Origin of the sequence: Cryobacterium sp. 10I5 (genome assembly GCF_035019865.1) — a bacterium.
GTDB lineage: Bacteria > Actinomycetota > Actinomycetes > Actinomycetales > Microbacteriaceae > Cryobacterium > Cryobacterium breve_A.
This window is the reverse complement of sequence record NZ_JASJVI010000037.1, coordinates 1-12,829: the sequence shown is the minus strand read 5'-3', so window position 1 is coordinate 12,829 and position 12,829 is coordinate 1. Positions and strand designations below refer to the sequence as shown.

The window sequence follows — 12,829 nt, the reverse complement described above, 5'->3', positions numbered from 1 at the left end:
CCGGCAGCATCCGCTGCCCGGCCCGGCCCGCCACGGCTCAGGGGGCGATGAGTTTGCGGGCCGCGGCGACCGCTGCGGCCCGGCGGCGTTCGCGCACGGATGCCTCCGGCGCGCTGCCCGGGGCCGGGAACACCCCGGGGGAGTGCACCCACGACGTCGCGAGCGAGAAGACGAGGGTGACGAGGTCTTCCGGATCCCAGCTGGGGTCGATCTCGCCGCGGGCCTGGGCCGCGGCGATCGCGCACGCCTCCGGGCCGTTGCGCCAGTCCGTGGTCGTCGGCAGCAGCGCGGCGGCGCCCTCGAGCCTGGCCCAGTCGAGCATCCGCGAGTGTTCGGGGTATTCGACGACGTGGTCGAAAACCCGGCCGACGAATCCGGGCAGGTCGTTCGTGTCCATCGGGATGGCGGCCATCACATCGCGCCGGTTCACCTCGAGCACCGCCGTGAACAGGCTGCCCTTGTCGCCGAAATAGGCGTAGAGACGCTCCTTGCTCGCCTTCGCGGCCGTGGCGATGCGGTCGACGCGCGCGCCGGCGAGGCCGTACCGGGCGAACTCGGCCTGGGCTGCATCGAGAATTCGTTCGCGGGTCGCTTCGCCGTCACTCCTCATGACTAAGATCATACCTATCCCAACCAACTAGTTCGTTTGAATAGGATTTCTGTCTCGATGAGTTCCCCTGCTCCTGCTGTCTCCGTCTCTTCCCCGCCCCTGTCCGATCCCGCCGCGCACCCGCGCCGCTGGTGGCTCCTCGCCGTGCTGGCACTGGCCCAGCTCATGGTCGTGCTCGACGGCACCATCGTCAACATCGCCCTGCCGAAGGCCCAGATTGCCCTCGCCATGAGCGACGGCGACCGCACCTGGGTCGTCACGATCTACGCGCTCGCCTTCGGCTCGCTGCTGCTGCTCGGCGGCCGCATCGCCGACTACTGGGGCCGCAAGCGCTCCTTCCTGGTCGGGATGGCCGGGTTCGCCCTGGCATCCATGGTCGGCGGCCTCGCCGACACCACCACCCAGCTGTTGATCGCCCGCGGCCTCCAGGGCGCGTTCGCGGCCCTGCTCGCCCCGGCCTCGCTCGCGATCCTCACCATCACGTTCCCCGGCGGCACGGACCGGATCAAGGCCTTCGCCGTGTACGGCGCGATCGGAGGCGGTGGAGCGGCCGTCGGCCTCGTGCTCGGCGGCGTGCTCACCGAGTTCACCAGCTGGAACTGGTGCCTGCTCGTGAACGTGCCGATCGCCCTCGTCGCAATCCTCGCGGCGATCCCGCTGATGGAGGAGAGCCGCGCGCACGGAAACACCCGCTACGACCTGCCCGGAGTGATCCTCATCGTCACCGGCCTCGCCTCCCTCGTCTACGGCTTCAGCCAGGCCGAGAACGGCTGGGGTCGGGTCGAGACGATCGGCTTCCTCGCCCTCGGCGTCGTGCTGCTCGTGGCCTTCGTCGTCGTCGAGGCCCGGGCAACGAACCCGCTGCTGCCGCTCCGGGTCGTCACCGACCGGGTCCGCGGCGGCGCCTTCCTGGTCTCGCTGCTCACCGGTGCGAGCCTCCTCGGCGGCCTGTTCTTCCTCACCCTGTACTTCCAGATCGTGCTCGGCTACTCGCCGCTCCGCTCCGGGCTCGCCTCGCTCCCGATGACCGCGACCATCATGGTCTGCGCGACCGCGCTCTCCGGCATCCTGCCGAAGGTCGGCGTGCGCCTGCCCCTGACGATCGGCCCGGTCATCGCCGCAGCCGGGCTCGCCTGGTTGTCCTTCGTCACCGTCCAGGACGACTACGTGCTGCGGGTGCTGCCGGGTGTCATCCTGCTCGGCATCGGACTCTCGGCCATCTTCGTGCCGCTGCAGAACGTCGCCCTCGCCGGCATCGACGCGCACGACGCCGGCGTGGCCAGTGCCGCCGTCTCCGCGACGCAGCAGATCGGCGGGTCGATCGGCACCGCCTTGTTCACCGCCCTGTACACGGCCGCGATCTCGAGCTACCTGGCCTCGAACCCGGCGACGCCGACCGTTCAGCTCGACGCGTTCGTGAGCGGGTATTCGGTCGCCTTCCTCTGGGCGGCCGGGCTGATCCTGCTTGCCGCCCCGATCTCGTTCTTCATGATCAAGCACTCGAAGGCGGACCTCGTCGGCGCCCCCGAGATCGTGCACCTGGGCTGACCCGCCGGTCACGGATGACCCCGGCAGCGGAGCGTGCCGGGCCAGCGATGGGGCTAACTCAGGAGATCTGCCGGGCTGCGCAGCCGGGGCCGCGGAACAGTGCGGCGGTTCCGACCAACCGGTGCGAATTTCCTGAGTTAGCCCCCGGGGGCGGTCGTAGGATGCTGGCATGGACGACGAGGCCGCACTGATCCAGAAGCGCATCGACCGGTTCCTGCGCGAACGGCTGCGGCCGGCCGTGTACCGTCAGGCGCTGCCGCTGCGGGTCTCGGCCTGGGTGTCGACGGCTCCGGTGACGGATGCCCCGGCGACCTTCGCCGAGGCCGTCCGGCAGTCCTACACGCCGTTCGCCCCCGGCGAGGCATGGGGTCGCCCCTGGGGAACGGTCTGGTTCCACGCAACGGGCACGATCCCCGCGGACTGGGCCGCACAGCCCGGCACCCGGATCGAGGCCGTCGTCGACCTCGGCTTCACCGACGCGGCCCCGGGCTTCCAGGCGGAAGGCATCGCCTGGACAGCAGCGGGCACCGTGATCAAGGGCATCGCACCGCGTAACCGCTCTCTGCCGTTGGCGTCGCTGGTTGCGGGCGGCGCGACTTCCGTCGACTTCTACGTCGAGGCCGCCGCCAACCCCGACGTCACCGCGGGCTTCACCTTCGTGCCGACCCGGAACGGCGACCCGGCCACGGCCGACACCCAACCGCTGTACCGGCTGCGGCAGCTCGACCTCGCGCTCCGCGACGAGGAGGTTTGGGAGCTGTTGCAGGACGTCCTCACCCTCGACGGGCTCTGCAGGGCACTGCCGCAGGGTTCGACGCGCGCGGCCGGGATCCTGCGCACCCTTGAGCGCTGCCTCGACGTGCTCGACCCGGCCGACGTCTCCGGCACCGCAGCGGCCGGGCGTGCGGTGCTCGCCCCCGCGCTCGCGCAGCCAGCCACAGCGAGCGCGCACCGGGTGCATGCGGTCGGGCACGCCCACATCGACAGCGCCTGGCTCTGGCCGGTGCGGGAGACCGTGCGCAAGGTCGCCCGCACCTTCTCGAACGTGCTCGCCCTGGCTGCGGAGTATCCGGGGTTCACGTTCGCCGCGTCATCCGCCCAGCAGTATGCCTGGCTCAAGGAGTACTACCCCGAACTGTTCGAACGGGTACGCGCCCAGGTCGCCGCGGGCGCCTTCGTGCCGGTCGGCGGGATGTGGGTCGAGTCGGACACGAATATGCCCGGCGGGGAATCCCTCGCCCGGCAGTTCATGGCGGGGAAACGGTTTTTCCTGGCGGAGTTCGGGATCGAGCCGCTCGAGGTCTGGCTGCCCGACTCGTTCGGCTACTCCGCGGCCCTGCCGCAGATCATCGCGGCGGCCGGGTCGCGCTGGTTCCTCACCCAGAAGTCGTCCTGGAACGAGACGAACCGGATGCCGCACCACACCTTCCGCTGGGAGGGCATCGACGGCACCCGCATTTTCACGCACTTCCCGCCCGTCGACACCTACAGCTCCGACCTCTCTGGCGCGGACCTCGCCCGCGCGGAGACCCAGTATTCCGAGAAGGGCATGGCCACCACCTCGCTCGTCCCGTTCGGCTGGGGCGACGGCGGGGGAGGCCCGACGGCCGAGATGATCGCCGCCGCGCGCCGGACCGCCTCGCTCGAAGGGTCCCCGGCGGTCGAGCTCTCCACCCCGCGACGGTTCTTCGAGGCCGCCGAGGCCGAGTACCCCGAGGCGCCGATCTGGTCGGGCGAGCTCTACCTCGAGTTCCACCGTGGCACCTACACCTCGCAGGCCCGCACCAAACGCGGCAATCGGCGCAGCGAGCACCTGCTGCGGGAGGCCGAGCTCTGGACCGCGACCGCGAGCATCCGCACCGGGGCCGCCTACCCGTATGCGGCGCTCGAGCGGGCCTGGCAGACCGTGCTGCTGCAGCAGTTCCACGATATCCTGCCCGGGTCGTCGATCGCGTGGGTGCACCAGGAGGCCGAACGTCATTACGCGGAGGTCGCGCGCGACCTCGAGGGGCTCATCGCGGCATCCGTCACTGCGCTCTGCGGCACCGGGGCCCACGCGGCATCGCTCAACGCCGGCCCGTACTCCCTGCACGGCGTGCCCGCTCTCGGCGCGGCCCCGACATCGATTCTCGACGCCGGCAGCGGCACCGGCGCAGCGGATGCCCCGGCGACCGTGACCCGCACGGCGTCCGGCCTGCTCGTGCTCGCGAACGCCCTCGTCAGCGTAACGCTCGACGCCGACGGGCTCGTCACCTCCCTGCGCGACCTCCGCGCCGACCGGGAACTCATCCCGTCGGGCGCCCGCGGCAACCGGCTGCTGCTGCACCGCGACACCCCCACCCAGTGGGACGCCTGGGACATCGACGCCCACTACAAGCGCACAAGCGTTCCGCTCGACGCCGCGGTGTCCGTCGAGGTCGTGGCTGACACGCCCGCCGAGGCCTGCGTGCGGGTGACCCGCGTCTTCGGCTCCTCCCGATTCGTGGAGGGGATCACCCTCGCGGCCGGCTCCCCGACGCTCGACCTCGCCTTCGACGTGGATTGGCACGAACGCCAGAAACTCCTCAAGATCGAGTTCCCGTTCGACGTGCACGCCGAACGGGCCGCCTCCGAGATCCATTTCGGGCACGTCTACCGACCGACGCACGCGAACACGTCCTGGGACACCGCCCGCTTCGAGACCTGCGCGCACCGCTGGGTGCACGTCGGCGAGCCAGGCTACGGGGTCGCGGTCGCGAACGACTCGACTTATGGCCACGACATCGGCCGCTCGACGGACGCCGGCGGCCGCGCCACGACCACCGTGCGGCTGTCGCTCCTGCGCGCGGCGCTCTTCCCAGACCCCGAGGCCGACCAGGGCCGACACACGTTCCGGGTCGCCGTGCGTCCGGGCGCGAGCATCGCCGACGCAATCACCGAGGGCTACCGGCTCAACCTCCCGCTCCGCACCGTGACGGGAGTCGCGACCGACAACATCGAGCCGCTCCTCGAGGTCGACAACCCCGCCGTCGTGATCGAGGCGGTCAAGCTCGCCGAAGACCGCAGCGGCGACCTGGTCGTCCGCATCTACGAGGCGCACGGGTCCCGGGCGCGTGCCCGCGTCATCCGCCGCTTCGAGGCAGCGGATGCGTACCCGACCGACCTGCTCGAACGCCGGCTCGACGAGCCCGGCCTTCCGCTCTCGCAAGCGGGCCCCGCACTCGACCTCGAGCTGCGGCCGTTCCAGCTCCTCACCCTCCGCTACCCCCAACCGATTCGACGGAGTTTTTAGGGTTTTCGGGCCAAAACCGGCCTCCCACGTGCCGGAAACGCAAGAACTCCGTCGAATTCGTCAGGGGTCAGGGGGTCACCGGCGCGAGTCCTCGGGTGGTTAGACGAGCAGCTGGTGCTTGGCGAGGTCCCGGTACAGCGGCGTCGACACGACGAGCTCGGAGTGCGTCCCGGTGCCGATCACCCGGCCGTGGTCGAGCACGACGATCTGGTCGGAGTCGACGACGGTCGAGAGCCGGTGCGCGATCACGATGAGCGTGCGGTCGACGGCGACGGCGTCGATCGCGGCCCGCATGAGCTGTTCGTTGACCCCGTCGAGGCTTGACGTCGACTCGTCGAGCAGCAGGATCGGCGGCGCCGCGAGCAGCGCCCGGGCGATCGCGAGCCGCTGGCGCTCGCCACCGGAGAGCATCACGCCGGATTCCCCGACGGCCGCGCCGAGCCCGGCCGGGTCGCGTTCGAGCACCTCGCCGAGGTTGACCGCGTGCAGCACGGCGATGCACTCCTCGTCGGTCGCATCCGGCGCCGAGAGCACGAGGTTGTCGCGCAGCGAGCCGGCGAGCACGGGGGCGTCCTGTTCGACGTAGCCGATCTGCGACCGCAGCGCCGTGCGGTCCAGGGTGCGGATGTCCAGGCCACCGAGCCGGACGATGCCCGCGTTCGGGTCGTAGAACCGTTCGATGAGCGCCAGAATGGTGCTTTTCCCGGCGCCGGACGGGCCGACGAGCGCGGTGCGCAGGCCGCGTGGAGCGCTGAACGACACCCCGCGCAGAACGGGCCGCGGTTCGGAAGAGTCAGTTACGGCAGCGGCCATGCTCGTGCTCTCGACGGGGTCGGACCCGAGGTCCCCGACCGCACTGTTGTCGGGGTCTGCGGTATCGGCTGGACCGTCCTCGCCGGCCACGCTGTGGGCCGCACCGGCGACCGGGTCAGAGTCGGCGGCCAGGGCATCCGACGCGGAGTCGGCAGCCGAGGCGCTGACCGTACCCACGGTGCCCGAAGTCTCCGAAACGTCCGAGACAGACAGGCCGGAAGAGGGAGTGACGGTGGGAATGGCGGAGGGGGTGGCAGAAGGGGCGTCGTCCGTCAGGTCAGGCCGCCCATCGGTGCCTGCTTGTGCAGCCGCGAGGCCTTCGCCGACGGCGTCTGACGCCGGGGCGGCAAACGACGTGGCCGCTGCGACCGCGGCGATCGAAACGGTGCCGGTGGCCGCGGCATACACCGCGGCGGTCATCGCGGCCGATGCCTCGGCGGCGGCCTCGGCAGAGGCAGCGGCGGTCGCGGCGGCCCTGGCGGAGGCGTTCGCGGCGGCGGCGGACTCCGCGGCGAGGGCGGCGGCGGGACGCGCGGCAGCCATGGTGGCGGCGGCGTGCTCCGCTGCGGCCAGGTGGGCGGCGGCCTGCTCGGCGTGCGCCAGGTCGACGGCGGCGCGGTCGGCGGCGGCGCGGTCGGCAGCGGCGAGGTCGGCGTCGACCAGATCGGGTTCGGCGAGCATCGCCTCGATCACGCCGGGAGCGACGAGGGCCGTCACGAGCGCGTTCGGCATGGCATCCCCGGGAAGTTCAGCGGGCGAGACGCCGGAATCACCGGCGGCAGACGCCGAATCGGACCCGGCAGCAGACCCTGCACCAGACCCGGCACCAGACAAGTCTCCGCTCGCGGCGTCGGCGGGCACCGCGGCATCCGCAGCCGAAGCCTGGGTCGCGTACCCGAAGAACACGTTCTCGAACGAGATCGCGGGGGCGTCCGGCCGCACCGATTCATTGGCGGCGCCGACGGTGATCGCGAGCGGGAACAGGTCGCGGTCGAACTGGTCCTCTGCGGGCAGGTCGATGATCTCCTGGATGCGGCCGAGGGCACCGAGCGCCGAGTTGACCGAGGTGATCGCGCCGAAGGCCTGGCCGAGCGGCAGGATCATCAGGAACAGGAAGAGGATGAACGCGATCAGGTTCGCGACCGTGATCTGGCCACTCGCGACCCGGAAGCCGCCGACGCCGAGCACGACGAGGAAGGACACCTGCATCGCGATGCCGGCGATCGGCACGACGAGGGCCGAGATCTTCGCGACCTTCAGGCCCATCCGGTATGCGCCGGTCGCGTCGGCATCGACGGCCGCGATCTCGCGCTCGGTCGCGTTCGAGGCGCGCACGGTGCGGATCGCGCTGATCGCCCGCTCGACGCTCGCGGCGAGGGCGCCGACCTTCTCCTGAGCCTCGCGGCTTGCGACGCGGATCCGCTGCGACAAGAGCGTGACCGTGACGACGGATGCCGCGATCACGAGCACCGTCAGCCCGAGCAGCACCGGGTCGATCACGAGCATCGCGATCAGCGCGCCGAGGAACGTGAGCGAGCCGCCGATCGCTTCGACGAGTCCCTGGGTGAGCACGGCGCGCAGCAGGGTCGTGTCCGAGCCGACCCGGGAGACGAGGTCGCCGGTGCGGCGCGTGTCGAATTCGCTGATCGGGAGGCGCAGCATCCGCCCGATGAGCTTGCGCCGGCTCGAGAGCACGACGCCCTCACCGGTGCGCTGCAGCAGGTAGTGCTGGTAGCCGCTGATCAGGCCGGACACGACCACGAGCGCGACGAGCCCCCAGACGAGTGCACCGAGCGGCTGGTTCTGCTGCACGACGGTGATGACCTGGCTGACCAGGAGCGGCTGGGCGAGGCTCGCGAGCGCCCCGAGGATGCTCAGCACGACGACGACGCTGAGCACCTTCTTGTGCTCGAGAAGGTAGGGGAGCAGCTGGCCGAAGGTGGCGCGGGGGCCCGTCGCGGCATCCGCCCGCCGCCCGAGACGCCCGAGGCGGCTGCGCGGCTTCGGTGCAGGCGCCGGTGCCGGCCCGGTGGATGCTGCGGTTTCGGCGGGCGTGCTGGCGTCACTGATCGGGGTACTCACCAATCGAGCTTAACCTCAAACCTCGCCCGTGACCCGTCCCGTTCCGGTCGAGAGCGACCCGCGGAACGGGCACTCTCGACCGGAAAGGTCACGGAGGGACCCGGCTACGCCTCGATGTCGACGTCCTTGGTCTCGCGGCTGAGCAACAGGGCGACCAGGGTGATGACCGCCATGACCGAGAGGTACACGCCGACCCAGAACGGGCTGCCGCCGCCGAGCGTCCAGAGCCAGACCGCGATGAACGGGGCGACCGCCGCACCGAGGATCGAGCTCATGTTGTACGCGAACGCCGAGCCGGTGTACCGCACCGCGGTCGGGAACAGCTCGGGCAGGAGCGCGCCCATCGGCCCGAACGTCATGCCCATCAGGGTGAAGCCGAGGATCAGGAAGATCATCACGCCGAAGAAGCCGGCGCCGAGCAGCGGCACGAAAAGCAGTCCGAAGACGATGATGCCGAGGGTGACCCAGATCAGGGTGCGGCGGCGGCCGAAGCGGTCGGCCCAGGGCCCGGAGGCGAGGGTGAAGACGCCGAAGAACAGCACGCCGACGATCATCATCAGCACGAACGTCGTGTAGCTGTAGCCGAGGCCCGCGACGGGGGCGGTCGTCGCCGCGCGGCCGTAGCTCAGGCTGAACGTCGTCATCAGGTAGAACAAAACGTAGGTCGCGAGCATGATGAAGGTGCCGAGGATCAGCTCGCGCCAGTTGGACTTGAACACCGCGGCGAGCGGGAGCTTGTGCACCCGGTTCGTGCGGGCGGCCTTCGTGAAGGCGTCGCTCTCGACGAGGCGCAGCCGCACCCACAGCCCGATGATGACCATGACCGCGGAGAACAGGAACGGCACCCGCCAGGCCCACTCGAGGAACGCGGTCGACGGCCGGGTCGGGTCGTCGCTCGGCAGCAGCATCGCGATCAGCAGGAACAACCCGTTCGCGATGATGAAGCCGATCGGCGCTCCCACCTGCGGGAAGGTCCCGTACCAGGCGCGTTTTCCCTTGGGGGCGTTCTCGGTCGCGACGAGGGCTGCGCCACTCCACTCGCCGCCGAGCGCGAAGCCCTGGGCGAGCCGCAGCACGACGAGCAGCAGCGGGGCGAACCAGCCGACCTGGGCATACGTCGGGAGCAGCCCGATCAGGAAGGTCGCGATGCCCATCGTGAGCAGCGCGCCGACGAGGGTCGCCTTGCGGCCGACCTTGTCGCCGAAGTGCCCGAAGACGAGGGCGCCGACGGGACGGGCGACCATGGCCGCGCCGAAGACCGCGAAGGAGGCGAGCAGCGCCGTGGTCTCATTGCCGGTCGGGAAGAACAGGTGCGGGAAGACGAGCACCGCCGCGGTCGCGTAGACGTAGAAGTCGTAGAACTCGATCGTGGTGCCGATGAGGCTCGCGAGCACGACGCGGCTGCGCGGGTTGGTCGGCGCGGGAGGCGCGGAGGGGGAGGGCGTCGCGTGCGACAGGGTGTCTGAAGACATGGAAGAGAGTCATTCCGTGGTGGGAGCGGTCGGGCATGCGCCGGGCGGGAGCGTCGGCGTCGATCAGGCGTCGTGCCAGCAACCGGGACTGTCCGGAGAGAGATGTCCGCTTGTGGCGGCCGTTAGCACCATACGTCCGCGCGGTGACGGACTCAAATCCAGCGGCGAACCGTGGCTCAATCGGGACTTTTGCGGGCGCCGGCGGCGGGGCGGGCGGATGCCGCTGCGGGCATCCGCTCGTCACCGGGCGCGGTCGGTACTACCGAAGAAGATTGCGCAGCCCGCGCAGCACCTGGGCGGTATTGATCGCAGCCGATGCCGCTTCCTCGCCCTTGTCCTCCTTCGAGCCGGGCAGGCCGGCCCTGTCGAGGCCCTGCTGCTCGTCGTCGAGGGTGAGCACGCCGAAGCCGACCGGCTTCCCGGTGTCGAGGGCGACCCGGGTGAGGCCGTCCGTTGCGGCCGCGGACACGTATTCGAAGTGCGGGGTGCCGCCGCGGATGATCACGCCGAGCGCGACGACGGCATCTGCCCCATTCTCGAGAGCGACCTTCGCGGCGACAGGCAACTCGAAGCTGCCCGGCACGCGCACGAGCGAGTACGTGGCGCCGGATGCCTCGAGCACCCGGGTGGCGCCGGCGATCAGCCCGTCGGTGATTGTGTCGTGCCAGCGTCCGGCGATGATGACGATCGTGAGGCCCGTGCCGTCGACGACGACCGTGGGCGAGCCTGCTCCACTCATAGTGCGAGTCCTTTCAGGATGTCTCGGTCGGCCAGGTGGTGGCCCATGCGCTCGCGTTTCACGGCGAGGTAGTCCTGGTTGTCGATGCCCACGCCGACGATGAGCGGCACGCGTTCGACGACCGTGACCCCGTGCTCTTCGAGCTGGCGGAGTTTCTCGGGGTTGTTGGTGAGCAGGCGCACCGAGGAAATGCCCATCTGGTCGAGGATGGCGCTCGCGGCGCCGTAGTCGCGGGCGTCGGCGGGCAGGCCGAGGGCGAGGTTCGCGTCGATCGTGTCGAGACCCTGCTCCTGGAGCTTGTATGCCCGGAGCTTGTTGATCAGGCCGATGCCGCGACCCTCCTGACCGCGCAGGTAGATCACGATGCCGCCTTCCGCCTGGATGGTGTCGAGAGCCGCGTCGAGCTGGGGCCCGCACTCGCACTTGAGCGAGCCGAATGCCTCCCCGGTGAGGCATTCGGAGTGCACCCGCACGAGGGCGCCGTCCCGGGGCGTGCCCGAGACGAGGGCGACGTGGTCCGCTCCGGTCATCCGGTCGCGGTACGCCCGGATCCGGAAGTCGCCGTGCCGGGTGGGCACGGTCGTCTCGACTTCGAAGTCAACGCGGGGGGATTCGCGGATGGTGTGCGCGGTCGGCAGCTCGGAGTCCGCGTGGAACTCGTCGAGGTAGGCGATCAACTCGGCGATCGTGATCACGAGCACACCCTCGCGTTCCCCGAGTTCGAGGAGGCCGGGCAGGCGCATCATCTCGCCGTCCTCGGCGACGATCTCGGAGATTCCCGCGACGGGGGCGAGCCCGGCGAGCTTCATCAGGTCCACGGCGGCTTCGGTGTGGCCGTCGCGTTCGCGCACGCCGCCGTCCTTCGCGCGGAGAGGCATGATGTGGCCGGGCCGGTGCAGGCTCGACGGCGTCGAGGCCGGGTCGGCGAGCACGCGCAGCGTGTGGGCGCGGTCGGCGGCGCTGATACCGGTGCTCAGCCGGTCGGCGGCGTCGACGGAGATCGTGTAGTTCGTGCCGCGGGGGTCTTCATTGTTCGGCACCATGATCGGCAGGTTGAGCTTGTCGGCGAGCTCATTGGTCATCGGCGCGCAGATGAACCCGGAGGAATAGCGCACGGTCCACGCGAGCCACTCCTGGGTCGCCATCTGCGCGGAGATGATCACGTCACCCTCGTTCTCCCGGCCTTCGTCGTCGGCGACGATGACCGGCTTGCCGAGACGCAGTTCCGCGAGCGCGCTGGGGATGTCGGCGAGGCTCATGAGTGACTCCTTCGTGATCCTGCGTCCGCGAGGGCGAGCATGCGCTCGACGTGGCGGGCCAGGATATCGGTTTCGATGTTGACGTGCTCTCCGACCGTTCGTTTTCCGAGCGTCGTGGCCGTGAGGGTTTCGGGGATGAGGGAGACCTCGAACCACTGTGCGGGTTCGGTGGCCGGGCTGATGGTGCTGACCGTGAGGGAGACCCCGTCGACGGCGATCGACCCCTTGTTCGTGACCAGTGGGGCGAGCTCGGGGGAGAGGCTGAACCGCAGCACCCGCCAGGCGTCGCCCGGGGTCACCGCGAGCAGCTCGCTCGTGCCGTCGATGTGGCCCTGCACGATGTGCCCGCCGAGCCGGCCGCCGACGAGGGCGGCGCGTTCGAGGTTGACCGGTGTCCCTGGCCCGGCGTCGCTGAGGGTCGACATTCTGAGGGTTTGCGCCATCACGTCGGCCGTGAAGGTGTCCTCCGTGCGCTCGACGACGGTCAGGCAGACGCCGTTGACGGAGATCGAGTCGCCGATCGCGGCCCCGGACACGGCGAGCGGGCCGCGAACGGTCAGGCGGACGGCATCCGCACCGTGTTCGACCCGGTCGACGGTGCCGAGTTCCTCGATGATTCCGGTGAACATGTCAGGTCCTTGTCTCGGTGCGTGCGGGTTCGGCATGCCGGGTTTCGGCAGCCGTGGCTTCGGGGCTGGCGGCGGGCGTGGCTGGGAGCGCACGCGGCCGGGCGATCACGAGGAGGTCGTCGCCGAGGCGTTCGACGTGGTCGATCTCGAGCCGGCGCTGCTCGTCGATCCCGGTCACGCCGATGTCGCCGAGGGCGAGCCGGTCGCCGCCGAGCAGGGTCGGTGCGAGGTAGACGAGGTATTCGTCCACGAGCCCGGCCGTGACGAAGGCGCTCGCGAGTCCCGGTCCGCCCTCGATGAAGGCCCGGCGGATGCCGCGGGCGTGCAGGTCCCGGAGGATCGCGCCCAGGTCGGGGCCGGGGTAGAACAGCGGCGGATGCGGGTGCTGCCGGACCGCGGCATCCGC

General features: G+C 70.6%; 9 protein-coding genes. 2 read left to right on the top strand and 7 right to left on the bottom strand.

Going from position 1 to position 12,829, the window contains the following annotated elements:
- Positions 1–37 precede the first annotated feature (37 nt).
- A complete protein-coding gene (locus QN350_RS10895) occupies positions 38–610 on the bottom strand; it encodes a TetR family transcriptional regulator (protein ID WP_322138990.1) in 573 nt (190 codons plus the stop codon).
- A gap of 57 nt (positions 611–667) precedes the next feature.
- On the opposite strand from QN350_RS10895, the gene QN350_RS10890 reads away from it, so the two are divergent.
- Positions 668–2,158, top strand: coding sequence for an MFS transporter (locus QN350_RS10890; protein WP_322138991.1), 1,491 nt, complete (start codon positions 668–670; stop codon positions 2,156–2,158).
- A gap of 169 nt (positions 2,159–2,327) precedes the next feature.
- On the top strand, positions 2,328–5,429 hold the full coding sequence (locus QN350_RS10885; RefSeq protein ID WP_323516361.1) for an alpha-mannosidase: 3,102 nt from the start codon (positions 2,328–2,330) through the stop codon (positions 5,427–5,429).
- A gap of 99 nt (positions 5,430–5,528) precedes the next feature.
- Here QN350_RS10885 and QN350_RS10880 read toward each other — a convergent pair whose 3' ends face one another.
- From QN350_RS10880 to QN350_RS10855, 6 genes are all read right to left on the bottom strand, one after another.
- Positions 5,529–8,324: an ABC transporter transmembrane domain-containing protein gene (locus QN350_RS10880; RefSeq protein ID WP_416173018.1), complete on the bottom strand. Its 2,796-nt coding sequence runs from the start codon at positions 8,322–8,324 to the stop codon at positions 5,529–5,531.
- Between the two features lie 104 nt (positions 8,325–8,428).
- The gene (locus QN350_RS10875) at positions 8,429–9,796 is read right to left on the bottom strand and encodes an MFS transporter (protein ID WP_322138993.1); all 1,368 of its coding nucleotides are present in this window, start codon (positions 9,794–9,796) and stop codon (positions 8,429–8,431) included.
- 259 nt (positions 9,797–10,055) lie between these two features.
- Positions 10,056–10,535: a 6,7-dimethyl-8-ribityllumazine synthase gene (gene ribH, locus QN350_RS10870; RefSeq protein ID WP_322138994.1), complete on the bottom strand. Its 480-nt coding sequence runs from the start codon at positions 10,533–10,535 to the stop codon at positions 10,056–10,058.
- Positions 10,532–11,794, bottom strand: a complete 1,263-nt coding sequence (ribA, locus tag QN350_RS10865) for a GTP cyclohydrolase II (protein WP_322138995.1) — start codon at positions 11,792–11,794, stop codon at positions 10,532–10,534. Before ribA ends, ribH begins: the two co-directional genes overlap by 4 nt.
- Positions 11,791–12,423, bottom strand: a complete 633-nt coding sequence (locus QN350_RS10860) for a riboflavin synthase (RefSeq protein WP_281534020.1) — start codon at positions 12,421–12,423, stop codon at positions 11,791–11,793. Before QN350_RS10860 ends, ribA begins: the two co-directional genes overlap by 4 nt.
- 1 nt (position 12,424) lies before the next feature.
- The coding region (locus QN350_RS10855) for a RibD family protein (RefSeq protein WP_323516358.1) at positions 12,425–12,829 on the bottom strand (405 nt) is incomplete at its 5' end.